Raw genomic sequence first — 26,220 nt, 5'->3', positions numbered from 1 at the left:
ATTTTATCAAAATGTATTTTTAATAAAATCTTTTAATTTCTCTATATCCCCCTGCCTTTTAACTATTTCTGTTCCTACAACTACACCATCGGCAAAACTCATAACATTTTTAATATCTTCTTTTGTTTTTATCCCAAAACCGTATATCAATTTTTTATTGATAATTTTCTTAATCTCTTTAACTTTCCCCTTATTAAAATCTAAGTCCCCCATCACACCAGTAGTTCCCTTTGTCCCAACATAGTATACAAAATCCCCCTTTAACTCATTAATGTAGGAAATATCGTTTACTCTACTCGTTGGTGTTAAAAATGGAATAATATCTATCTCTAAACCATTTCTATAAAAAAAATCATGCAATCTATTTGGTAAATCAGCAATTATAAGACCATCTATCAATGAATTAAATTCTTTGGAAAATGTGCTTATTCCATAACTAAAAACAATATTGGCATAAGTCATAACATAAGTTTTTTTACTTTTGTTTATAAGTTTTAGAATACTAATCAAATCGTTATAAGTAACTTTATCATAAACTTTATTTACAGCATCCATAATAACAGCCCCATCAGCAACTGGATCATTAAAAGGGTAACCTATCTCTATAAAATCTATTCCATCGTAATCTAATAAAAACTTTATTACTTCATAAAAAGTATCCTTATCTGGATAGTTTAAAACGACATATACACCTTTCATAATCCCCTCACATAATCTTCAATTATATGTAAATCCTTATCCCCTCTGCCTGATAAATTTATTAAAACAGTTTTTCCTAAAAAATCTTTACTGTGCTTAATAACAAAACCTATTGCATGGCTTGACTCTAAAGCTGGTAAAATCCCCTCCAATCTAGTTAGTTCAAAAAAACCATCCACCGCATCTTTATCTTTTATCGGATAATACTCAGCCCTACCAGTATCACATAGATACGCATGTTCAGGCCCAACGCCTGGATAATCAAGCCCAGCAGATACAGAATGAACTGTTGCAATCTGACCATTTTCAGTTTGCAATACTTTTGATAAACATCCTTGAAATACCCCTTTTTTACCAAAATTTAGACTGCTTGCATGTTCACCTATTTTATCCGATAGTCCACCAGCTTCTACACCTATTAGTCTTACCTGCTCATCATTTATAAAACCTCTAAAAATACCAATTGCATTGCTACCACCACCTACACAAGCTACAACAACATCAGGCAATTTACCAATCTCATCAATAAAATATTCTCTTGCCTCTTTACCAATCACTGATTGAAAATGTGCTACAATCTCAGGGAATGGATAAGGGCCAACTGCAGAACCTATTAGATAATGAGTTGTATCCACATTTGTCACCCAATCCTTCAAAGCTGCACTAACTGCATCCTTTAAAGTCTTACTGCCAAAATCCACCACCTTTACTTTTGCCCCAAGCATCTTCATACGCTCAACATTTATTTTTTGCCTTTCAGCATCAAGACTCCCCATATAAACTGTGCAATCAATCCCAAGTAATGCACAAACCGTAGCTGTAGCAACACCGTGCTGACCAGCTCCAGTCTCAGCAATAATACGCCTTTTTCCCATATATTTTGCAAGCAGGGCTTGTCCAAGGGTATTATTTATTTTGTGAGCTCCTGTATGAAGCAAATCCTCCCTCTTTAAATAGATTTTGACTTTATACTTTTCTGACAATCTTCTTGCAAAATAAACAGGAGTAGGTCTACCAGCATAATTTTTCAAAAGATAATCTAGCTCTTCATTAAAGTCTGTGTTATCTTTGTATTTAAAAAAACTCTCCTCAAGCTCATCAAGTACTGGGATCAAAGTTTCAGCAACAAATTGCCCCCCATATTCACCGTAAAAATATTTATTATAATCCATAAAACACCTCAAAAGTGATTTTTAACTTTCTCTATAAAGGATTTCATCTTATCAAAACTTTTTACTCCATAGCTTTCTTCTACACCACTAGATACATCAACACCAGCTGGATTAATCTTTTTGAGAACTTTATTCACATTTTCAGCTGTCAATCCACCAGAAATTATTAGTTTATCTTTATATTTGCAAATCCATTTTGGGTAATCCTCTTCAAACATCCCTTTACCCATACTTTTATCATAAATTAGATACTGAAAAATCTGATTTTCGGGCTCTTTAGTAGTTGCATAAATGAGATTATCGTGTTTTTCATAATTATAAAGCTGAACATAATCGAATTTATCAATCACATCTTTTACTTCATCAAAATCGATACCAACACATACTGTTGAAATTTTCCCTTTTGCATATTCTGCAAGCCTCACACCTTTTTCATAACCCACATATCTTTTACTTTTTGGATGAAAAATAACGCCTATTGCACTATATCCAAGCTCAACAGCCCAATCTATCTGCTCAAATGTCGTTATACCACAAACTTTAACAAACATTTTACACCCTATTGAATTTCATTATTAAATCTTCTGGATTTTCTGATTTCATTAAGCTAGTTCCTACCAAAAACATTGCAGCACCAGCTTCTTTAAATTTTTCAACATCATGGATAGTCTCTATTCCACTTTCAGCCACTTTTACAAAATCACCCTCAACACTTTTTAAAACATCCAAAGCAACATCTTTATCAATTTTCAATGTATTCAGATTTCTGCTATTAACCCCTAAAAATTTAATCCCTAAATCCTTTACCCTATCAAATTCGTTTTTATCATGTATCTCTACTAGAACATTAAGCCCTAAACTAACTGCATATTCAAAAAGCAAATGGAGTAAATCATCATTTATCAATGCTACAATTAAAAGTATTGTATCTGCACCATTTATATAAGCCATATCTATCTGTCTTTTATCGATAATAAAATCTTTGCACAATAATGGTAGCTCCACCTCTTGGCTTATCATCCTTAAAAACTCAAAACTGCCATTAAAATAATTTTTATCTGTAAGCACACTAATTGCTGCAGCACCACCTGCTTCATACCTTTTAGCCTGCTTAACTACATCAACTTTTTTAATAACCCCTAAAGAAGGTGATGCCTGTTTTACCTCAGCGATCACCCTTTTTTCAGGTAAGTTAATATCAAAAGGGATAATTTTTTTGTTTCTTTCACCTTTAGGGTTAATTTTTTTTATTTCCTCTAACTTTTTTTGATAAACTTCTTGTAAAAACATTACACTTCTACCCCTTTTAAACTTTCAAGTTTTTCCAAAACTTTACCACTTTTTATAATTTCTAAAGTTTTCTCAAAACCATCATCAATTGATAAATTTTCTATTAAATTCAAGGCAAGAGCAGTATTTATAGCAAATAAAATGGATACCTTTTCATTTTTTCCAGAGATACCATCAACAAAAAGTTTTACAGCTTCCTCTTTGGAACAAACATTTGGCATTTCAAAAGGTTCAAAAAAATCTTCAGGTTTTAATACAAATTCTGATATTTGCCCATCAATAATTTTATAGCATCTTGTTGGCTCTTTTGTTGATACTTCATCATATCCATCATAAGAGGAGTAAATTATAAATTTTTTCTTTGTAAACTTGCTGGCAGCTTGAGCATAAACATCTAATTTAGTTTTATCACCAACCCCAATAATTTGATACTCTGGATTAGCTGGATTTACCAGTGGCCCTAAAAGATTGAATATTGTAGGAACACCAAGTTTTTTTCTGATTGGTGCAACATTTCTCATTGCAGGGTGAAATACAGGTGCAAGCAAAAACACAAAACCGTTCTTTTCATAAAATTCTTGCATCTCTTCCACAGTCAATTTTATTGGAATACCAAGAAGTTCTAAAATATCAGCAGACCCAACTTTACCACTTATTGCTACATTGCCATGCTTAACCACATTATAACCTAAAGCTGACAAGATAATGGAAACCGCTGTAGAAACATTCACGCAGTTTTTACCATCACCTCCAGTGCCACAAGTATCAATACAGGGTCTTCTTTTGTGTTCAAATAAGAGCTTGAATTCATTTAAAATTTTAGCTGCAGCAAAAATCTCAGTGGCTGTTTCACCTTTTAATCTCAATGCTATCAACACAGCTGAAATAATTTCACTATCCAACTCCCCTTTCATCATTTTTTCAAAAAGTTTAAGTGATTCTGCTAATGTTAAGTCCTCACCATTAAATAATTTTTTTAATGTTTCAAACATGACACCCTCCACAAATTTTTATAAAGTTTTTTACAATGATATCCCCAAATTCACTTTTTATTGATTCTGGGTGAAACTGGACTCCAAAAAGCAAATCATCTTTATACTCAATCGCCATAATTTCATTATCAGTTTCTGCTATAGCCACTACATTATCATCGCTTACATTAACAGCTAATGAGTGATAACGCACAGCATCAAATCTTTCTGGTATACCATCCAAAATAAGTGAATCTTTTGTTTTTATTACCTTTTCTATTTTTCCATGTTTTATACTTTTTGCCTGTCTATAAGAACCTGTTTTGTAAAAGGCAATGCACTGCATCCCTAAACAAACGCCAAATATAGGGATTACACCTTTATACTTTTCAATATATGCCAAAGAGTATCCTGAATTTTCTGGGTTGGATGGGCCTGGTGAAATAATTATCCCTTTATAACATGATGCATCAACAAGCTCATCATTTTTAACAATATCTACCTTTACTCCAGCCTCATCAAAAAGTGCATATAGATTATATGTAAATGAATCGTAATTATCTATCAGTAAAAACATACCTTTCCTCCATATTCTTTGTAATTTCAATTGCCTTAAACAATGCCCCCAATTTATTTTCCACCTCGTAAAACTCCCTTTCTGGATTGCTGTCATACACAATCCCAGCACCAGCTCTCAAAATCATTTTCCCATCTTTAAACGCAGCACTTCTAATAGTAATGCAAGTATCCATATCTCCAGCAAAAGAAAAATATCCGGCGCAACCAGCATAAAAACCTCTAGGGCTTCTCTCATACTGACTTATCAACTCCATGGCTCTAACCTTTGGAGCACCAGAAACTGTTCCTGCAGGAAAAGTCATAGCAAAAAGGTCAAGATTAGAAATATTATCTTTTTTCACACCCTCTACCTCAGAAACAATATGTACCACATGTGAATATACCTCTGGAACAAAAGCCTCTTTCACTTTAACAGTATCTGACTTACAGCCTCGATAAAGATCATTCCTTGCAAGATCCAAAAGCATTAAATGCTCTGAAATCTCTTTTTCATCAGATATCAATCTTCTTTTTACATCTTCTATATCTTCTTCTACAGGGTATGTCCCAGCAATTGGCTTTAATGTCGCTCTATTATCTTTTATTTTAAGATGAATCTCTGGGGACGAACCACACACAATAAAATCATCAAATTTAAAATAGAACATATAAGGGGATGGATTAATATTTCTTAACGCTCTATAGAAACTTACTGGGTTTACAAATCCATCCACTTCAAATTTATTGGAAATTACAACTTGAATTGCTTCGCCTCTAATTATTTCATCTTTAACCTTTTTGACAGTTTCAATAAAAGCATCTTTTTCAAAATCTTTTTTAATATTTATAAAACTGTCAGATTTCGTGAGATCAAAATTAACTACATGCAGTTCATCTACCATCTCGAGGGTTCTTTTTACACATCTTCTAAACTCATCCTCTAAAGAGTTTGAGGTATCTGCAATGCAAACCGAATAAAATTTACCTAACTTGTTATCAAAAACATAAAACTCATCAATGTATCCAAGTCCAAGTTGAGATTCATCACCTTCATACAATTTTTCTCTTAAAATCCCCATATAATTTGCCATTTCATAACCAAAAAAGCCCACATATCCGCCACAAAAATCACCGATACTTTCAAATTTTGCACCTTTAAACTCATTTATTTCACTGTTTAAATAATCAATAGGATTTACAAGTAGTTCTGTCTTCTTCCCGTTTTTATCAATTAAATAAAGTTTCCCCTTTTTAAAAATTAGTGTCTTCTTCGCAGTCTTTGCAAAATAGGTAAACCTTGAAAAACTCTTATCAATATTTGCACTTTCTAGCAAAAATAGAAATTTTTCATTAGAAAAATTTCTGAGTAAACTGATAGGGGTATAAATATCCCCCACAATTTCTCGTATTATAGGGATTTGTCTAAATTCTTTTGATAATTTTTCAAATTCATTAAAATTTACATTTAACATTTTAAACCTCCAAATTCATAAAAAAAGGCCGTGAGTAATACCCACGGCCTTTGAATAGATACAAAAAAAAGGCCGTGTGGCTGCTCCGCCACACGGCCTAATTATATTTTAATGGTGGCAGAACAGCCCTATATTACTGTTAACTGCCACCACCAATTTCTTACTAATTTTAATGTGTTAAAAAATATTGAACCTTTCATGGTCATATTTATAACTCATAAAATTAAAAATGTAAAGTATTTTTTTATTGAATTTCCCAAAACTATTTTATATAGAGTAGCAGGCAAATAATAATTAGGAGAAACAATGGCTATAGGTGTTTTTGATTCAGGTATTGGTGGACTAACAGTTTTTAGGACAATTGCAAAAGAATTTCCAAAGCTTGATATATATTATTTCGGTGATACTGCTAGAGTCCCCTATGGGATAAGGTCAAAGGACACAATAATCAAATACACATCTGAATGTATTGATTATTTAGTGAAACATTATAACCTTGAAGCAATAGTTATTGCTTGCAATAGTGCATCAAGCTATGCCATTGATTCACTGAAGAGTAAATTTAATTTACCTGTCTTAGGTGTTATTGACCCAGGTGTGAGGGCTGCTTTAAGTGCAACTAAAACAAATAATTTACTTGTTATTGGTACAAAAGCAACTGTAAATAGCAATGCGTATCCAAATAAAATCAAACAGATTTCACCATCAACAAAAGTTTATCAGCAGGCTTGCCCACTTTTTGTTCCAATTGTTGAAGAAGGGTTATTTAAACACAAGGTAGCAGAAATAATGGTCAAAGAATATCTATCACCTTATATAGATAAAGTTGATACTGTCATATTAGGCTGCACCCACTACCCACTTTTAAAAGACACTATATTAAAACTTTATCCTAATTTAAATCTCGTTGATTCATCCATTGCTATTTTAGACGACTTAAGAAATTTACAAATAACATTCAATGAATCTGGAAAAAGATTAATTCATATCACCGACAAAACACAATCATTTGAAACACTAAAAAACCTTTTAGCTGAAAACACCACTTATAAAGTTATTTCATTATAAATCTCATCTGTTGAAATCTAATCATAATTTATGTATAAAAAGCTATGCTCAGCTTAATTAGATTACTAAATAAACTAAGTAGATATAATTTTATAACACTTTTCATTGCATTTTTATTATCAGTATTTTTAGTAAATTTCTCTTTTTATTTTACATTTAACAAATCATTTAATGAAACAACATACACCATATCAGAGAATATAAAATACCTTTTCGCTTCTGAGCTAAATAAAATTAAAGCTTCAGAAAACAAATTAAAATCTCTTCACAATAAATATTCATCATTAATAGCTAATTATCCATCTTCTGATTATGATAAGCTTATATTCAAAATTAAAGATGATCTTGAAAAACAGTTAAAAACAAATGTTTCAGTAGCAATAATCGATAAAAATTTAAAGATAATTCACACTACATTAAATGAAGAAAAGGGGCTTGATTTGAGCCAGTTTGATGATGCAAAGGCAGTAACAAATTATCTTAAAGAAAAAAAAGATAATAATATTGTTAACATAGAGTATCCTGTTTATACTCCAGCTGACAATAACTTTAAAATTTATACTTTATCTTTTTTAAAGGAAAAAAATATTTTCTTCCAATTAGGTATAAGCACTTCGATTTTAAATCATTTCGTTGCTTTAACAAAATCATTAAAATCAAATTATCAATTTAGTTTGGTTTATTTTGCTGACAAAACGCCACTTTATTCAATTTTAGGATCAATGATTGAATTCAATAATGAGGAAACAAACTCACTTTTTAAAAACAACTTCGTAAAAATCAATCTATTTAGCAACATAATTTATGCTTCTAAGATTTTAAATTTTAAATATCTCAAAGACATGCCAAAACCAATTGATACTACAGTTGTTTTAGTGATTAAACTATCTAAGAGAATTCTATTTAATTTTATTATGTTATCTACAGTAATATTATTCATAACATATTTTTTAATTTATTATATAATTCAAAAAAATATGTATATTTATAAAGTTAACTTTCTTTTACCATTTATAAAAATCTTAAAAAGGATGAAATCACATAAATTTGTAGAAAAATCATTAATGTCAGATGTTCAGATAAAAGAGCTTAACCTTTTATCAAAATATTACAATACACACTTAAATGAATTGCTAAACCAAAAGAAATCTCTTGAAAATGCTTTAAATGAGATAAAAACTTTAAAAAAACTTGTCCCAATATGCTCTTCATGTAAAAAAATAAGAGGGAAAGATGACAACTGGTATACCATCGAAGAATATATGTCGAGCAAATTTGAATTCGATTTTTCACATGGTATATGCCCTGATTGTATACGCAAGCTTTACCCGGAATACGCCGACAAAATCCTCAAAGAATTAAATAAAAAATAGATTATTATACGATTACTAGTAAATTATCATTAATGATTATTTATTAATATTTTTTTTAAAATACTTTCAACAATTTTATATAGTTTCATCAATTTATTAAAATAATTATTAGATAAGCTTTTGAGCTTCTTTTTTAACTTTTAGATAATAAAATTAACAATATAATTGATTAATAAGTAAAATTGAATAAACGATAAATAAATACAAATAAAAAAAAGCCCGCCTAATAGCGGGCATTTAAATAGTTTAATTAGAATGTCAAAGCAATTTTATGATAAGCTCTGATTGCTTTCAAATCAAACTTATCCTCATCCGTTAGTCCATTATTTTCTATTATATCTTTAACTTGAGCATATCCAAAAGCTAAGCTATAAGTAAGATTTTTTGTAATTGCATATGATGCACCAAGATCTACTTCATATGCTTTAACATCTTCATACTCATTATCTTCTTGATTTGAAAAAACATATGATAATGAAGCATTAACTGACAATTTGTCTGTAACATTAGTTTTAGCATATAACTGAAGTAAAGTCATACCAACGAGGTCAGATTCACCTTTTGTACCGTAACCATATGCATAATCATCACCTAACTGTAGCCAGTCACCAAGCACTAAAGTAGAGTCAAAATCGTCCTCAAAGTCATAACCCTTTTTAGCGTCTTTATCATAGCTACCGTAAGCAACAATAGCACCCACTTTTACCTTATCAACCATAGCATAACCATTTAAGTAAACACCATACACATCAAAATCAAGAGAACTGTTATCATCATCATTCATAGTTACGTAGCTAAATTCACCTTCAAATCCAACCATACCCACTTTACCAGTAAAAGCTACGTCAGCTCTCCAAGTCTTCTGTGCATCTGTGCCATTGTCTAGATATTTAGCACTATTATTCATATATGTTACAAGTGGCATAATTTTAAAATCGCCTGCTTTAATGTTAGCACCAAGTCCATAAGTATCGCTGTCATCTTTTTCAGCATCTTTGTATTTTAATTCAGCACCTTTTTCAGTATTTTTCTGGACAAAAGCCACTAAAGAGCCGTAAGGTAAAGCCTGTGTAAATTTAATCCTATATTTTCCACCAGTGTCATTACCGAAAGCAGTACCCCAACCAGCACCAGTCATAAGACCAGCATCAAGTGTAGTGCCTGTAGAAAATTTATGAGTCATCCAAACTCTTTCAGCAGTAAAATCATCATCTGCCTCATCCTCACTGTCATCTTTCCAATTTTCATCATGAATAGCAAATCTTGTAGTAACCCAAGTATTTTCATCAACAACAAGTTTTGCCCAGAGATTCATATCTTGGTCATAATAAGAATACTTTTCATCGACACCATTTGTTTCATCAGTATCAATACTGATATAACTACCTCTCACATAAAAATCACCACTGAGCTTAAGCTCAACTGCAAAAGAAGTTGCAGCAAACGCTAACAACGCTAAAATAACTAATAACTTCTTCATACTTCTTCCTCCTGTAGGTTTTTATTTTTTTCTTGCTATTATTGCCTTATCCAAAACATCTGTTTTAAAAACGCTAATTCTTCCTTTTTCTTTTCATCCCTCCTTTCATTATTAATTAATATCATACAATTATTATCTAACACAATGTTTTTTTTCTGTCAACAAAAAGAGCTAAATTTTTTATTTAACTTCAAGGTATATAAACTCACTCTTTTTACCTTTAAAAAGTCCACTATCATAGTTCCTAAGCAGAATCACATAATTTTTACCATATTTCTCTTCACCATAATAATCCACTATAACTGGATTTAACACTTCAGATTCCCAAATCTTTCTCAACATTTTAGCTTGCCATTTATATCCTGCAAAAGTAGAATTTCTATATTTATTTAAATTAGGTAGCATTCTCGAAACAGGTTCATTTTTAACAATATATATTTTCCCATCATTGTAGATATATACTCTACCCTTTAAAAATCTTTTATGAGTCATAACTTCAAACGGATTCTCATCATGCTTATCTTCATCAACTGAAGCTTTCTTAACTTCTTCTAACATGAAATAATATGGAGTATCAGCAAAATATTCAATACTTTTATATATTTCTTTCCCATTTGACAATATTCTCAATCTATTATCACTATCAACATATAATATTTCATTTTTACCATCCTTATTTATATCACCATAGCCAAAACCAAATATCCCTATACCATTAGTTCCTTCAATAGCGTCCCCTCTCATATAATCTGACTTATATACATAAAAGTGGATTTTACCTAAGTATTCACCTTCTCTTGATATTCTTTGACAAACTAATTTTTTTTGTCCATTTACCATTATAGTTCTAAAAATAAACGGGATACTCTTCTTTAATAACTTAACCTTTTTACCATCAAACTCATAAATTACTGACTTTAAATTTCTCCCATTATCCAAGTTTGTAATAAAAATCTCATCAATCCCATTTCCGTTTAAATCAATAGTTTCAACACTTAATATTTCATCAAAATCACCATCAATCTTTGATACATATTCAAAATCTTCACCAGTAAATTTGTAAATATACACTGTGTCTTCATCAGCAGTTACAATATACTCAAAATCATCATTAAATATATGACCTACACTAATAACTCTTAACTCTTTATCGATGGGCTTACTTCTTAATATATCTGCAGTCATTAAAGATGGTTTACTTTTTGTCAAATAAGTAGTGTTGATATCTGCAAAATATTTTTTTTCTATTAATCTGTCGTTATAAAATATGGTATATTCAATCCCACCTTTATCATCTTGTACTAAATTAAGGATATAATTTCCGCTATCTGAAATAATAAAATTTTTTGCATCAGCTAAATCTTGTCTAATTAATAACTCTAGCCTTTTATTAAAATTTTCATAATGTACTTTAACTTTTACTGGAGTTTCACTAATTACAATATCACCTTTCTTGAAATCTTCTTTTTTATCAAATATAGATGCGATTGAATACTTTTCGAACACATCTATTATTTTTATTTTACCCAAAAATGAACGCTTGACTCCCAAAATATCACCAGTGATTGGATGAACAATCTTTTCACCCTCTCTATATACATTTAACACTAACCCTTTTGTGACTCCATCTTTTATTGAAAGGTCAGTATAAACAGTATCACCTTCGACAGCTACAACATACCCTTTTTTGGGTGCAAAAAAATCATCTATTTCATTTACAAGTTTCTCAAACCTTGCAAAACTCAGTAATGGAAAAAAGAGAAAGACTATAATAAACAGCTTCTTCAACATACTACCCCCTTATTATTAGCATTTAATTACTAATATTAGATTGGTAAAAAAGCAAATAGTTTTATAAAAAATATTAAAGTATTTTTAAGGTATGTCGATAGTATAAATGCAGGGATGCGAAAAATTTTACATGGATGTGACCATGAGGTTGTGTCCATGAAGATAAATTTTGTCCCTGCAGGGAATATCTTAAATAGTATCAATCAATCAACAAATTCAATAAACAGTTCGATAGAAAGATTATCCACAGGGAAAAGGTTAAACAGTGCCAAAGATTCTCCAGCTGAAATAGGTATTGCTGCAAAACTAAAATCTGCTATTGAGTCTCACAAAAGACTAATGCAAAATTTGCAGGATGCTATCTCCCTTTTTCAAACAGCTGATTACTCAATTAGCGGCTCATCAGGGTTACTCGATATTTTAAACTCTATAAGGGAAAAAATTTTTGCAGCTGGGAATGGAACACTTACAAGCTCTGATATAAATCTCATTCAAAATGAAGTAAATGACTTAATTGATGAAATAGATAACATCACAACATCCATTGAATTTAATACGAAAAAATTGTTAAACGGCGATTATCTTGCCACAATTACCACAAGCTCTGCTGATGTAAATGCTTACGCACTTGACAGATTAAATACAACAACATTGGAACTTACAAACATAACTGGAGCCACTTATAATACCTACCAAATAGGGCCATACGATCCTTCAACATTAACTTCTGAAGGAACTTTTGTTATTCAAGGAAATGATAATGCTATTTCAATTAACTGGAGTGCTTCTGACACTTTAGAAGATATTGCAAACAGGATTAATAGCTATAATGATGTGGCAAAAGCAGAAGTTGTCACTTCAGGTACAGATACTTATTTACAAATAACATCATTGGAAAAGGGGGTTGCTGGAAGAATAAGCTTAAGTGATTTGTCAGGAAATTTTATATCGTCTCAAGGAGCAACAGAAACAGATGCTGGTAACGATGCATCATTAACTTACAATGGAACAACATACACATCTCAAACAGGTGAGTTTACTGATGTCTATGATAATTTGGTGATAAAAGTAGCTGATAATGCAAATGTACCAAATGCAACCATATCAATTACTGATAAAACTGTCAGTATCCCTCTTGATATAGAAGGTGGGACACAATTAGATGTTTATATCAAAGATCTAACTCCAGAATCACTTGGATTAAAAGATGTAAATGGCGATTATGCCATAGACTTATCAACTTCAAATGGAAGGACTAAGGCTTTGTCATTGATAGATAATATTATTTCAAGAGTGACCAGTGAAGCTTCAAGAATAGGTAGTATGGAAAACACACTGAATTACCAGATTGACCAAATAACAAACTACAACTTAAATCTATCAAGCTCTTACTCAAATATTATGGACACTGATATTGCTGAAGAAATGGCAAAACTCACCACCCAGCAGCTTCAACTGCAAACATCTACTTTAATGCTTACAAAAAGAAACGAGCTGATATCATCTGTGATAAACCTGCTTGGAATAAACACAAATAAATAGATGATGTCGCACAAAATTTTGAGATTGCTTCGGAGCAAAAGCTCCTCGCAATGACCACCGTAGCTATCTTTGCAAGCGTTAGCGAAGCAAACTCAACATTATATCAACTTCCAAAGATTAAACTATGTTCAGCATTCTCAACCTATAAAACTATTAAAAAACTCCAATCAATTTCAAAAAAGCGCCCAAAGCTCCTAAGATTGAAATTGCTATGGATATTGAAAACATCCTAATTGTAAAATTTCTTTGTTCAGTTTCTCTACTATCAAGTTTATCAGACAATTTCTCAATAGAAGCTATAATTTGCTCAAATCGCTTGTCGACCTGTTCAAACCGCTTGTCAATATCAGCCTTTAACTCACTAAAACGCTGGTCAACTTTATCAAACTTTTTATCGACTTGTTCAAACCTTTTGTCGATTTGTTCAAACCTTTTGTAAACTTCCTCAAATCTTCTATCAATTTGTCCAAACCTATAATCAACATCTTTTTTAAAGTCTTTTAAGTGCTCTTTGAAATCTTCCTGATTTCTTCTTAACTCATCAATTTGTACTTGTAGATAATCAAATTTAGCATCAAAATACTTGGTATTGGGGAAGATACCCGCTATCAAAGTTTGAATTTCAGTAGGTACTCTCATATTTTCATTTTGAATATTGTTATTTTTAGTTTTTTCACTACTCATTTCAAACCCCTACTTATTCGTAATTATATAATACTATATTAATATGTTTTTTCAAATCAAAATTTAATTTCATTTAGCTTTGGCCATCTCTACAAGAGGTTTTCTACCTCTTTTATTTTTCTTAAACACCGACAATATATACTCTGCTTCTTCAAAAGGTACAGTAATAAAAGAGAATTTTTCAAACACTCTAACATCTTTAATCTTTTTAGGATCAACCTTGCACTTATCAGCAATAAACTTTTTGATATCTGTTTCGTTCATACCATCCATTCTACCTTTTGCAACAAACAATCTCGATTTCCCTTTTCTATTAACTGTAACTTCTTCAATATCGCTATATGATTCGCTACTTAAATCATCAGCAAATCGATATCTAAGCATCGCAGCTACAATATCTTCAGGGTTTCCAACAGATAACAACTCTTTTGCAAAATCTAAATAATCTTTATGTTCATTATTCTCAATAACTGCTTTCAAATCATCAATGATATGCTTCTTTTTATTTTCGATTATCTCTTCAACACCTGGTAGCTTCTCTTTTTTTATCTCAGTATTGGAAATTCTCATAATATACAAAAGATTCCTGTATTCTGATGGTGTCACAAAGGTTATTGCTATCCCTTTCTTACCTGCTCTACCAGTCCTGCCAATCCTGTGAACATAGCTTTCTGGATTTTGTGGTAGTGAGTAGTTAATCACATGTGTTAGATTGTCAATATCTATACCTCTTGCAGCTACATCTGTGGCAACAAGCATATTAATCCGCTTTGTTTTAAACTTGTGTAAAATTCTTTCTCTCTGATACTGAGATAAATCACCATGCAAACCTTCTGCGTTGTAACCTCTATCAATTAACTTATTTGCAACTGTATCCACATCCACCTTTGTCCTGCAAAAAATAAGTCCGTAAAATTCTGGATACATATCTCTGATTCTACAAAGTGCCTCAAATTTGTCCTCTTCTCTCACCTCAAAATATATCTGCTCTGTCAATGAAGTGGTAAGCTGTTTTGCATCAACTTTTATCAACTCGTAATCTTTCATAAAGGTTTTAGCAAGATTCAAAATTTCCCTTGGCATGGTTGCAGAAAAAAGTAAAACCCTTCTATTTTCTGGGGTATATCTAAAGATTGTTTTTATATCATCAATAAACCCCATATTTAGCATCTCATCTGCTTCATCAAGAATGAAAAAATCTATTTTTGAAATATCAAGACTCTTCCTTTTTAGATGGTCTAATATCCTGCCAGGTGTACCTACAACGATATCTGCACCCTCTTTAAGCCTTTTTAACTGCAACTCCATGGATTGACCACCATAAACGGGAACTATTTTAAGCTTCCTTCTACCCTTTAAAGAGTTAATCTCTTCTGCCACCTGATTAGCAAGCTCTCTTGTAGGTGTCAAAATAAGGCATTTTACTCCACTCTTTTTCCTATCAATCATCTCAATCAATGGGATACCAAATGCAGCTGTTTTGCCTGTACCTGTTTGTGCTTGAGCGACAATATCTTTGTCACTATTTAATATTTTTGGGATAACCAATTTTTGAATATCCGTTGGTTCTTCAAACCCCTTTTTCTTCAATGCTTCCATAATACTTTTTGAAACTCCAAGTTTTTCAAATTCTTTCATACTTTGCATAAATTTAACCTTCCTTCTTTTATATTGTTGGCAACAGAATATTATGTAAGGGCATTGCATATCCTTAGATTGCTTCTCTGACGCTTGCAATGACTACAAATTATGTCATTGCGATGAAATTTTGATCCGAAGCAATCTCAAAATTAGAATATGCACAATAACCTCAATATTCTGTTTGCATTTTTAAGAAGAAAATGAAAATCGATTATTTTTAGATAAGCTGCTCTAATCTTTTTTGAAAGTAGCTTTCTTTCTCTTCAAGCTCGCTTAGTTTGATTTCATAACGACTGTAAAGCTCATCAATATTTTTCTCAATATTTTTCAACTCTTTACTCAAAGAAGCAACTTCTTCAAAATTGCCTTCCATTGAATACTTTAAAATCAAACTGTTTACTTCAGTTTTTCGACTTTCATTCTCTTCTATCGATCTTTCTAACTCCTCTACCTCTTTTATAAGAGGATTCAAAACTTTAGATTTTTCAGCAATAACTTCTGCCTTTAATCTTCTAATATCCTTTTTGGATAATTTCCCTTTTTCTTTTTCATTTTTTCTGGTGAAATCCTCTTCATCCCAACCAACTTTTTCTAAAAATTCATCATAGGTGCCATCAAAAAGCATAACTTCATCTTTTTTAAACACTATTAGCCTGTTTGCTATCTCACGCAAAAAGGTTTCATTGTGGGTAACCATCAAAATAGCACCTTCAAACTGTTTTAGTGCCTCAAGCAAAGCATCGGTGGAATAAATATCCAGATGGTTTGTGGGCTCATCTAACATAACCAAATTTACAGGTTTTGCAATAACTTTTCCAAGCAATACCCTACTTTTTTCTCCACCAGATAAAACTCCAATCTTTTTTAATGCCTCATCACCAGAAAACATCATTATCCCAGCAATATCTCTTGCTCTTTGTCTATCTACACTCGCATCAGAATACATTATCTCTTCTTCTATCGTTCTATCATCAACCAAATCAACTATATTTGTTTGCTCATAAACCCCTATTTCCACATTGTTGTTGATAATTATTTCACCTGAAATGGGTCTTAGTTTACCAGAAAGAACCTTTATAAGTGTGGTTTTCCCTTTTCCGTTTGGTCCAATTATACATATTTTATCATTTGAACCAATACTAAAAGATAAATTTTTAAATAGTGGCTTATCCTTATGATACCCAAAAGTAATATCTTTTACATGTATCAAATTTTTCCCTTCGTAAGGTTTATAACTAAATCTAAAATTTAAATTTTTTATGGGCTCTAAATCTACCTCATCCTCTTTTAATTTTTCCAATGTTTTAATCCTCGACTGGACAAGATTTGCCTGTCTTGCCTTTGCTCTAAATTTATTGATAAACTGCTCCATCTCTTTTTTACGCTTATCAATATTCTCTTTTGTTTTTTCTAAATGCTCCTCTTCTAATCTTATCTGCTCATAAAATTTGGATGTATCACCCTTTATTTTCCTAACCTTTTTACGATAAATCCCTAAAATATGTGTGCAAACACTATCCATAAAACCTCTATCATGGGTTATCAAAATAAATTCTTTTTTCCATTCTCTCAAAAAGTTTGCAAGCCATCTAATTGATAAAATATCCAGATAGTTTGTTGGCTCATCAAGTAGTAAAAGATCACAATCAGAGACTAAAACTTTTGCAAGATTAATTCTAACCTGATACCCCCCAGAAAACTCATAAGGGTTTTTATCCAAATCCTCTTTTGTAAATCCAAGTCCAAAAAGCACCTTTTCTGCTTTCCATCTATTATCTTCTAAATCACTTTTTACTATGGAATAAACCTCATCAATCAGCCTATTATGTGAAAATTCAAGATGTTGTTTTAGATAACCTATTTTATAATCTTTTGGAATGTTCACTTTGCCACTATCTGGTTCTTCTTCACCCACTATCATTTTAAAAAGTGTAGTTTTCCCTTCACCATTTCGGCCTATCAAACCGACCTTTTCACCGCTACCGATAGTAAAATTTATTTTATCAAAAATATGCCTTGTTCCAAAAGACTTTGTTAAATTTTCAACGCTAATCATTACCTATCCTCAATAAAAAATTATATAAACAAAGTTTACCCAGATTGCTTTGCTGACGCTCGCAACGACTGATTTTGATGTCATTGCGAGTAGCTTTTGCTTCGAAGCAATCTCTTAAATTGTTTTTTATTTTCTATATAACATCCTCTAACTATTTATACTGCAAATCTTCATTTAAAATTTTTAAAAACTCATCCAGTAAATCTTCTTCTTTAACCTTTTTTACTACTTTACCTTTTTTAAATATTATGCCCACCCCTCTACCTCCAGCTATACCATAATCAGCTTCTCTTGCCTCACCTGGTCCATTAACAGGACACCCCATCACAGCAACCGAAATCTTTTTATCAAAAACCACAAGAGCCTTTTCAACCTTCTCTGCAAGCTCTACCAAATTTATCTCACACCTACCACAGGTTGGGCAAGAAATGATATCTACCCCTCTTTCTCTTAAACCAAGAGCTTTTAAAATTTCAAAGCCTACTCTTACCTCTTCTAGAGGGTCAGCTGTCAAAGAAACTCTCAAAGTATCACCTATCCCCTCTGCTAAAAGCGTCCCAATGCCAACTGCTGACTTAATTGTACCTGAAAAAAATGTTCCAGCTTCAGTAACACCAAGATGAAGAGGGTAATCAGACCTTTTAGAAAATTCTCTATATGCTTCGATAGTCATCATCACATTGCTAGCTTTAAGAGAAAATTTCATATTTTCAAATCCATTGTCTTCAAAAAACTGCTGGTACTTCAACGCTGATTCCACCATTGCCTTTGCAGAAACACCATATTTTGACTTTAACTCTTTTTCAAGCGAACCTGAGTTTACCCCAATCCTGATTGCCACATCGTGCATCTTTGCAGCATCTATAACTTTTTTTACATATACAGCTTTACCAATATTTCCAGGATTAATCCTAATCCCATCTGCGCCATTTTCCATTGAAAGTATAGCCAGCCTATAATCAAAATGGATATCAGCAATAAGTGGAATTTTAATCTTATCTTTTATAAACCTAATAGATTTGGCTGCCTCTTCATCAACAACTGCTACCCTAATAATTTCACAGCCAGCACTTTCCAACAATTTAATCTGATTAATTGTGGCCTCAATATCTCTTGTATCAGTATTGGTCATAGATTGAACAGTTATAGGATTATCCCCACCAATTTTTAAATTGCCAAGCTTTATAACCTTTGTTTTTTTTCTCATTTAAGTTCACCTTTGCCATAAGGGTGTGTTTTATCATATACTTTGAGTATCTCAGATAAATTTAGGTGTGTGTATTTTTGTGTTGTAGCAAGACTTGAATGCCCAAGCAATTTTTGAATAGTCCTCAAATCAGCTCCATTTTCAAGAAGATGTGTTGCAAAAGTATGCCTAAATGAATGAGGGCTATAATTTAAAGGAAGTCCAGCAATTTTAAGGTATTTGTCAACTATTCTCCTTACTGATCTATCGGTAAGTGCTGTCCCAAATTTATTTATAAAAAGATGGTCTGTGTTTACTACACCTTTTTGAACAATATCTTCTCTTACATATAAATATTTTTTTATCAAATCCATAATATAATCAGAAAGAGGGATAACCCTCATCTTTTTCCCTTTACCAAAAATTCTAACCCTCATTCCCCCAAAATCTATATCATCAAGTTTTATGTTAACAAGCTCTGAAACCCTAACCCCAGTCCCATACAAAAACTCCAAAATCAGAGCATCACGAATACCTAAAGGGGTTTCTTTATCAGGCAGTTCAAGTAAAGAAAAAATAGTATCTATATCGAATACGGTAAAAAGTTTTTTATCCTTTTTTGGAAATTTTATCATCCTTGCTGGGTTCTCTTCACAATAACCTTTTTTTATTAAAAATTTATAAAATGACCTCAATGTAGCTACTTTTCGCTCAATACTGCTTTTAGAAAAACCTTTTTCATGTAAATATGAAACAAACATCCTGAGAGAAAAATAATCAATTTCGTCTAAATCTACTTCTTCATCTTCAAAATATGTAATTAAATCATTTAAATCATTCAAATAAGACTTTACAGTATGGCTACTGACCTGTCTTTCGTTTATCAAATAGTTTTCAAAATATAAAATAGCCTCTTTAAGCTTCACTTTCTAAATACTCTTTCAAGTCTTTTAGTGCTCTATTACTCATTTCCAACTTTTTTTTCTTTTTATCTCTTATCTTTTTATCTAAAGATGGGAGCATTCCAAAATGAAAGTTGCTCGGTACATAATCTTTTTTATTAGTTGAAACATATCTTGATAATGCACCAAGTGCTGTAGTTTCTGGAAAAGGTTTTATATTTTTGCCATTAAAATAGTTTACTAAAAATTTTGCTATAATAAGTGATGTAGCTGCTGATTCGATATACCCTTCCACACCTGTAATTTGCCCAGCAAAGAAGAGCAAGTCATTTTTGTATCTAAAAAAAGCATCTAAATAATCGCAGGCTCTCACATAGGTATTTCTATGAATTGAGCCATATCTCAAAAATTCTGCATTCTCAAGCCCAGGTATAAGTCTAAAAACCTCTTTTTGAGCTCCAATTTTCATTTTAGTTTGGAAACCAACAATATTGTATGCTCTCCCCTCTACATCCTCTTTTCTAAGTTGAACTACTGCATAGTATTTTTCACCAGTTTCTGGATGCTCAAGCCCTACAGGTCTCATGGGGCCAAATAGTAAAGTTTGCTTACCACGAGCTGCAAGCTCCTCTATCGGCATACACCCTTCAAAAACTGCACCTTTTTCAAAATCTCTAAACTCCACCTTTTCAGCTTTCATCAGTGCATCATAAAAACGATCAAACTCCTCCTCTGTCATTGGGCAGTTGAGATAATCACTTTCCCCTTTGTTGTATCTACTTTTGAAGAAACATTTTGAATAATCAATGGATTCTGCATCAACAATTGGTGAGATGGCATCATAAAAATATAGCTCACCACCAAAAAGATTCTTTAGCTCTTTTGATAAACTTTGTGAAGTAAGAGGCCCAGAAGCAACAACAAGTGGTCTATCTTTTGGTAACGATTTTACTTCTTCTCTGATAACTTTTATATTTTCATGATTTTCTAAAATATTTGTAATCTCTCTTGCAAACTTTTCTCTATCTACTGCAAGGGCGTTTCCTGCTGGTACTCTATTTTTCTTTGCAACTTTAATAATCAAACTATTAAGCATTTCCATTTCAGCTTTTAATAAACCTGATGCAGTATCCAGCGACTCAGCCTTTAGAGAATTTGAGCAAAGTAGTTCACCTAGAAAACCTGTTTCATGAGCCTCAGTCATCTTTTTAGGCCTCATCTCGTATAAAACCACTTTTATACCACTTTCGGCAAGTTGAAATGCAAGCTCGCTCCCTGCAAGTCCACCACCAATTATCGTTACCCTTTTATCCATAATTACCCTATTTTTTTACTGTGATTGTGCCATCCTCTAAGGTGATAGCACTTTTTGTATTTTTGCATTCTGGATAGTTTTCACAGGCAAAAAAACTACCCCTTCTACTCCTTTTTAAAACCATTTTTCCGCCACATTTTTCGCAAGTGATATCATCTACCTTTTTTATAACTGAGATAATTTTGTCTTCCTCAACTCTGAAATTTGCAGTAAATTTACATCCTGGATAATTTTCACAACCCAAGAATAAACCATTTCTCCCTTTTTTTATAAACAGGTTGCCACCACATTCTGGGCATTTCTCATCAATCTTTTCGTTCTTTTCAATCACTTTTATCCCATCTTTAAGCCTGATAAAATTTTTTATATTTTTACATTCTGGATATCCACTGCACGCAAGGATCTCTCCAAACCTGCTTTTTTTAATTACCATTTCACTGCCACATTTTTCACATTTTAGTCCTGTTGACTCACCATTTTTTCTTTCCACAAGTTCTATTAAACCGTTTTCACCCCTTTTAAAATCTGAAGTATATTTACAGTCTGGATAATTTTCACAGGCTACAAAAGGCCCATTTTTACCATATTTTATAATCAAATCGCTCCCACATTCTGGGCATTTTTTGTCAATACGCAAATCCATCACAAGTTTATTTTCAGCCTTCTTTAACTCCTGCTCAAAACTACTGTAAAAATCTGATAACACCTTTTTCCAATCAATCTCACCCTTTTCCACCTGATCCAAATCCTTTTCCATTTCGGCTGTAAATTTTACATCAAAAATCTTCGGAAAATTTGTAGTCAAAAGTTTATTTACTATCCTGCCAAGCTCCGTTGGATAAAAACGGCGTTCTTTCACCTCTACATAGCCTCTATCTACAATGGTAGAAATAATCGTTGCATAGGTAGAAGGTCTACCAATCCCTTTTTGTTCTAAGGTTTTTACAAGTGTTGCTTCTGTAAATCTTGGAGGTGGTGTAGTAAACATCTGCTTAGAAATTATCTCTTTTAATATTGCTAAATCAGATTCTTTAACATCAGGGATAACCCCTTCTTCATCATTTTCAGATTCGTTGTCTTTCCCCTCAACATAAAGTTTCATAAACCCATCAAATTTTAAAATCTTCCCTCTTGCAACAAAGGTGTAAACTCCATCACTTATCTCTATTGTACTTTTATCAAAAACCGCTGGTGACATCTGGCTAGCCACAAATCTTTCCCAAATTAATTTATAAAGTTTATATTGGTCTTGGGTTAGATAATCTTTCACCGACTCAGGATCTCGTAAAACAGATGTTGGCCTGATAGCCTCATGAGCATCTTGAATATTTTGTTTTTTCTTTGATTCCCTTTTTTCATTACTGCAATACTTTTCTCCAAATATTTTTAATATATAATTTTGAGCTTCACTTTTAGCGTCATCAGAAACTCTTGTAGAATCTGTACGCATATAAGTAATTAAACCCGTAGGCCCTTCAGCTCCAAGCTCAACCCCCTCATAAAGTTGTTGAGCAATCATCATCGTTTTTTTTGCAGAAAAGCTTAGCTTCCTTGCAGCTTCCTGCTGTAATGTGGATGTAATAAAAGGTAGAGGAGCTAACTGTTTGACCTCTTTCTTCTCAACCTTTGAGACATAAAACTCATGATCTTCAATCTCTTTTTTAAAATTATCGACCTCCTCTAGAGTATTTAATTCAAACTTTTTACCATTCTTTTTCTCTAATCTCGCTTTAATTTCATAATTATTACACAAGAAAATACCATCAACTAAATGATATTCTTTAGGGACAAACTTTTCTATTTCCTCTTCACGCTCACATATTAGACGAAGAGCCACACTCTGCACTCTTCCTGCTGATAAACCGTACTTTAAAGGTTTCCACAAAAGAGGGCTCACAAGATAACCAACAAGTCTATCAAGAATCCTTCTTGATTGTTGAGCATTTACCCTTTGAATATTAATTTCTTTTGGATTTGATATCCCTTCTGTAATACCTTTTTTTGTAATTTCATGAAACTCTACACGCATAATATTAGGATTTTTCTTTTTAACTTCTTCAGCAATATGCCAAGCTATTGCCTCCCCTTCTCTATCTGGGTCAGGAGCAAGGTAAACCTTATCACTCCTTTCAGCCTCTTTTTTTATTGCATTAATTATTTTATTTTTCCCTTTGATAACTTGATATTTTGGTTTAAATCCATTTTCTATATCCACACCAAGCTCATTTTCGGGCAAATCTTTAATATGTCCAACACTTGCCATTACTTTGAAATCTTTTCCTAAATATTTCTCTATTGTCCTTGCCTTAGCAGGAGACTCTACAATCACCAGATTCTTAGACATCCTTCCCCCTTTCATTTAATAAAAATATTATCAGATTTTCTGCTTTAGAAAAAATTGAAGATGAAAAACTAATTATCAAACTCATCAATATTGCCATTATTAAAATCAACCAATTTTCTTCTCTCTATCAAAATATACAAAAGCGTTTGTTTAATATTTTCTACATCAACCTTTCCATCTGAATCCATACACCTATCTATTAACTCTTCTATTACTAAAAGATCTACAGCACCTGAAAGTTGTAATTTCTGAATATATTGCATACCAGCTTCTGTAAATTTTTCTTTCTCAGACTTTGAAAAATATCTTACGCCGTTTGCTGGTGTAAAATTACCAAAATCAAGATAACTAAACACTTGTCTTATTTCATAGCTTTCAAAGCCAGATTTATAAAGCATTGTAGCAATATCTAACTCATCTACCAATTCATAATTTTCCACAAAATCCACTATCATATTTAATGCAATTAAAATCTTATCCATCAATTACTCCTGACATAATATTTCCCATCATATTCAGAATAAACAAACCCCTTTAGCTCCATCATAGAAATCTTATTCATAATAGTAACATAATCTATGTCAAGTGATAAACAAAGCTCATCAATATTTTTTGGAGATAATGACAATGCATTGTATATCTTTTCTTCCAAAGCATCTTCAAAATTTATATTAGTTTTATTCTCCTCTTTGTCAATTATTTTAATATTATCCACATACTTAACAATATCTTCTAATACATCATAATAACTCTCTAAAAGTTTAGCTCCTTCTCTTAAAAGCTTATTTGCACCTCTATTTTTCTCTTCAGGCCACATAGGAACAGCATAAACTTCTCTATTTTCTTCCATTGCAAGCCTTGCTGTTATTAGAGAACCACTTTTCTCAGCAGCCTCAACTACAACTACTCCATAAGAAAGTCCAGCTATTATCCTGTTTCTACGAGGAAAATTATATGGATCAGGTTTCGTATTTATCGAAAATTCTGTTAATACACACCCTTTGTTAACTATATCTTTAAAATATTTTTTATTGCTCTCAGGGTAAATATATCTTAAACCGTTGCCAAGGACAGCAGTTGTTACCCCTTTCTTCATTGCCCCAATATGAACAGCTATGTCAATACCAGCAGCAAATCCACTAACAACATTGATACCCACTTCAGCGAGATCCATCCCTAATCTTTCTGCAAATCTCAACCCTCTTTTGCTTGCTCTTCTTGAGCCAACTACAGCAATCATCGGTTTATCTAAAACACTGATATCACCAAAACAATATAAAAAGGCTGGAGGGTTTGAAATCCGTTTTAGCAACTCAGGATAGTTATCATCCTCATAAAGCAACATTTTAGCTTTGTATTTGTTTATCAATTCAATTTCATTATTTACAGATTCATAATTTAGAAAACTATGCTTTATCAAAGTAGCAATCTTTTCACCAAAATCAGTTTTTAATTCTTCAAAATCTCTTTCGAAAATATCGAATAATGAACCATATTTCTTAATTAAATTTACTATGATATTGTCAGAAATACCTTTTATAGATTTTAACAATAAATAGTTTTTTAACAATAATTTTCTATTTGACTCCATCAAATATTATTTAATAATATCTCCCAAAATCTCACTGCACTATCAAGTGCCCTATCTGGGACTTTAAAGTTTATATTATGTAAAGGAACGACTTTACCCCCTTCTTTGATCCCAACCCTAGCAAATACTCCTGGTATAAGTCTTTGATAAAGCGCAAAATCTTCTCCACCCATTGTTTTTGGAATATTTTTAAAAACTTTTTCACCATTATTTTCAAATAAATCTATCATTTTTAATGATAAACCTTCATCATTAATCACTGGTGGTGTTCCATCCTCTATAACTAAGTCTATTTTTATCTTGTAAAACTCCTCAATAGATTTACAACAATTTTTTAACTCAGATTTTAGAAATTCTAATAACTCATTTTTAAAGTACCTAAAAGTACCATCAATCCTTAACTCTGATGGTAAAATATTACCTGCAGTGCCACCTTCAATTTTTCCAAAAGTTATCAATGATTCGTAAAGTGGATTGATTTTCCTTGAAACAATCTTTTGAGCCAAATTAATAAGATCAGCAGCAGCTACAATCAGGTCATTCCCCATGTGCGGATAAGCCCCATGTGTGCCTTTCCCTGTTAGAATTATATGAAAATGATTTGAACCAGCCATCAATTCACCAGGCTTAATCCCATATGCACCAAGCTCAATTTCTGGATCAACATGGATACCATAAATCTCACTTACTCCATCAAGCCCACCTTCTTGAATTATCAATTTTGCTCCAGAAATTATCTCTTCTGCAGGTTGAAAAATATATCTTATATTTACATTCGGTTTGATTTCTCCAGTAGATATTTTCTTTAACACTAATAATAAGGCAGAGGTATGAAGATGATGGCCACAAAGATGCTTTGCCTCAGTTTTTTCTGCATTAACAGGCAAAGCATCTATATCAGCTCTAATAGCAACTGTTTTAGATTTACCAAAATCAATTGTCCCAAAACACCCTGTTTTTAAAACCTTATCAATTTTGATGCCGTTATTGTTTAAAAAATTTTTAATATACTCTGTTGTCTTAAACTCATTAAAGGATACTTCAGCCAAATTTTCCAAATCATGCAATATTTCGTAATTTAACAT

At 32.0% G+C, this 26,220-nt stretch carries 22 protein-coding genes; 3 read left to right on the top strand and 19 right to left on the bottom strand.

Annotation, left to right across the window (positions count from 1 at the left end; all coding sequences use genetic code 11):
* Positions 1-6: 6 nt before the first annotated feature.
* The 7 genes from trpA to OWM07_RS00365 are packed head-to-tail and all read right to left on the bottom strand — an operon-like array spanning position 7 to position 6,162.
* A complete protein-coding gene (gene trpA / locus OWM07_RS00395; protein ID WP_423301691.1) occupies positions 7-699 on the bottom strand; it encodes a tryptophan synthase subunit alpha in 693 nt (230 codons plus the stop codon).
* Positions 696-1,871 carry a tryptophan synthase subunit beta gene (gene trpB, locus OWM07_RS00390; RefSeq protein ID WP_423301690.1) on the bottom strand — a complete coding sequence of 392 codons (1,176 nt, stop codon included), beginning with the start codon at positions 1,869-1,871 and terminating at the stop codon, positions 696-698. The genes trpA and trpB overlap by 4 nt, the downstream gene beginning before the upstream one ends.
* An 8-nt stretch (positions 1,872-1,879) precedes the next feature.
* A complete protein-coding gene (locus tag OWM07_RS00385; protein ID WP_423301689.1) occupies positions 1,880-2,422 on the bottom strand; it encodes a phosphoribosylanthranilate isomerase in 543 nt (180 codons plus the stop codon).
* Between the two features lies 1 nt (position 2,423).
* Positions 2,424-3,161, bottom strand: a complete 738-nt coding sequence (locus OWM07_RS00380) for an indole-3-glycerol phosphate synthase TrpC (RefSeq protein WP_423301688.1) — start codon at positions 3,159-3,161, stop codon at positions 2,424-2,426.
* Entirely contained in the window at positions 3,161-4,153 is a 993-nt protein-coding gene (gene trpD / locus OWM07_RS00375) for an anthranilate phosphoribosyltransferase (protein ID WP_423301687.1), read from the bottom strand. The genes OWM07_RS00380 and trpD overlap by 1 nt, the downstream gene beginning before the upstream one ends.
* A complete protein-coding gene (locus OWM07_RS00370; RefSeq protein WP_423301686.1) occupies positions 4,146-4,709 on the bottom strand; it encodes an anthranilate synthase component II in 564 nt (187 codons plus the stop codon). The genes trpD and OWM07_RS00370 overlap by 8 nt, the downstream gene beginning before the upstream one ends.
* Complete coding sequence (locus OWM07_RS00365; protein ID WP_423301685.1) at positions 4,690-6,162, bottom strand: anthranilate synthase component I family protein; 1,473 nt, start codon at positions 6,160-6,162, stop codon at positions 4,690-4,692. The genes OWM07_RS00370 and OWM07_RS00365 overlap by 20 nt, the downstream gene beginning before the upstream one ends.
* 306 nt (positions 6,163-6,468) lie before the next feature.
* Between OWM07_RS00365 and murI the strand changes: the two genes are divergently transcribed.
* Both murI and OWM07_RS00355 read left to right on the top strand, forming a co-directional pair.
* On the top strand, positions 6,469-7,230 hold the full coding sequence (gene murI / locus OWM07_RS00360; RefSeq protein ID WP_423301684.1) for a glutamate racemase: 762 nt from the start codon (positions 6,469-6,471) through the stop codon (positions 7,228-7,230).
* 44 nt (positions 7,231-7,274) lie between these two features.
* On the top strand, positions 7,275-8,603 hold the full coding sequence (locus OWM07_RS00355) for a hypothetical protein (RefSeq protein WP_423301683.1): 1,329 nt from the start codon (positions 7,275-7,277) through the stop codon (positions 8,601-8,603).
* 250 nt (positions 8,604-8,853) lie between these two features.
* Here OWM07_RS00355 and OWM07_RS00350 read toward each other — a convergent pair whose 3' ends face one another.
* Together OWM07_RS00350 and OWM07_RS00345 are read right to left on the bottom strand one after the other, a co-directional pair.
* Positions 8,854-10,083: a hypothetical protein gene (locus OWM07_RS00350; protein WP_423301682.1), complete on the bottom strand. Its 1,230-nt coding sequence runs from the start codon at positions 10,081-10,083 to the stop codon at positions 8,854-8,856.
* A gap of 180 nt (positions 10,084-10,263) precedes the next feature.
* Positions 10,264-11,874 carry a hypothetical protein gene (locus OWM07_RS00345; RefSeq protein ID WP_423301681.1) on the bottom strand — a complete coding sequence of 537 codons (1,611 nt, stop codon included), beginning with the start codon at positions 11,872-11,874 and terminating at the stop codon, positions 10,264-10,266.
* A gap of 156 nt (positions 11,875-12,030) precedes the next feature.
* Here OWM07_RS00345 and OWM07_RS00340 point away from each other — a divergent pair, with 156 nt between their 5' ends.
* The gene (locus tag OWM07_RS00340) at positions 12,031-13,416 is read left to right on the top strand and encodes a flagellin N-terminal helical domain-containing protein (RefSeq protein WP_423301680.1); all 1,386 of its coding nucleotides are present in this window, start codon (positions 12,031-12,033) and stop codon (positions 13,414-13,416) included.
* A 153-nt stretch (positions 13,417-13,569) separates the two neighbouring features.
* Here OWM07_RS00340 and OWM07_RS00335 read toward each other — a convergent pair whose 3' ends face one another.
* The 10 genes from OWM07_RS00335 to OWM07_RS00290 form a co-directional block, all read right to left on the bottom strand.
* Complete coding sequence (locus OWM07_RS00335) at positions 13,570-14,100, bottom strand: hypothetical protein (RefSeq protein ID WP_423301679.1); 531 nt, start codon at positions 14,098-14,100, stop codon at positions 13,570-13,572.
* 69 nt (positions 14,101-14,169) lie between these two features.
* Positions 14,170-15,747: a DEAD/DEAH box helicase gene (locus OWM07_RS00330; protein ID WP_423301678.1), complete on the bottom strand. Its 1,578-nt coding sequence runs from the start codon at positions 15,745-15,747 to the stop codon at positions 14,170-14,172.
* 211 nt (positions 15,748-15,958) lie between these two features.
* A complete protein-coding gene (locus tag OWM07_RS00325; protein WP_423301677.1) occupies positions 15,959-17,797 on the bottom strand; it encodes an ABC-F family ATP-binding cassette domain-containing protein in 1,839 nt (612 codons plus the stop codon).
* A 151-nt stretch (positions 17,798-17,948) separates the two neighbouring features.
* Positions 17,949-19,004: a flavodoxin-dependent (E)-4-hydroxy-3-methylbut-2-enyl-diphosphate synthase gene (ispG, locus tag OWM07_RS00320; protein WP_423301676.1), complete on the bottom strand. Its 1,056-nt coding sequence runs from the start codon at positions 19,002-19,004 to the stop codon at positions 17,949-17,951.
* The gene (gene xerA, locus OWM07_RS00315) at positions 19,001-19,909 is read right to left on the bottom strand and encodes a site-specific tyrosine recombinase/integron integrase (RefSeq protein WP_423301675.1); all 909 of its coding nucleotides are present in this window, start codon (positions 19,907-19,909) and stop codon (positions 19,001-19,003) included. Before xerA ends, ispG begins: the two co-directional genes overlap by 4 nt.
* Positions 19,899-21,200, bottom strand: coding sequence for a methylenetetrahydrofolate--tRNA-(uracil(54)-C(5))-methyltransferase (FADH(2)-oxidizing) TrmFO (gene trmFO / locus OWM07_RS00310; protein ID WP_423301674.1), 1,302 nt, complete (start codon positions 21,198-21,200; stop codon positions 19,899-19,901). The genes xerA and trmFO overlap by 11 nt, the downstream gene beginning before the upstream one ends.
* Positions 21,201-21,207: 7 nt before the next feature.
* Positions 21,208-23,544, bottom strand: coding sequence for a type I DNA topoisomerase (topA, locus tag OWM07_RS00305; RefSeq protein WP_423301673.1), 2,337 nt, complete (start codon positions 23,542-23,544; stop codon positions 21,208-21,210).
* A gap of 68 nt (positions 23,545-23,612) precedes the next feature.
* Positions 23,613-24,026: a DUF494 family protein gene (locus OWM07_RS00300; protein WP_423301672.1), complete on the bottom strand. Its 414-nt coding sequence runs from the start codon at positions 24,024-24,026 to the stop codon at positions 23,613-23,615.
* Positions 24,026-25,135 carry a DNA-processing protein DprA gene (gene dprA, locus OWM07_RS00295; RefSeq protein ID WP_423301671.1) on the bottom strand — a complete coding sequence of 370 codons (1,110 nt, stop codon included), beginning with the start codon at positions 25,133-25,135 and terminating at the stop codon, positions 24,026-24,028. Before dprA ends, OWM07_RS00300 begins: the two co-directional genes overlap by 1 nt.
* Entirely contained in the window at positions 25,135-26,220 is a 1,086-nt protein-coding gene (locus tag OWM07_RS00290; protein ID WP_423301670.1) for a M20 metallopeptidase family protein, read from the bottom strand. The genes dprA and OWM07_RS00290 overlap by 1 nt, the downstream gene beginning before the upstream one ends.

It is taken from the genome of Deferribacter thermophilus, from assembly GCF_049472675.1.
Classification (GTDB): domain Bacteria; phylum Chrysiogenota; class Deferribacteres; order Deferribacterales; family Deferribacteraceae; genus Deferribacter; species Deferribacter thermophilus.
The sequence above is the reverse complement of the archived record's forward strand: the minus strand, read 5'-3'. Positions and strand labels throughout refer to the sequence as shown.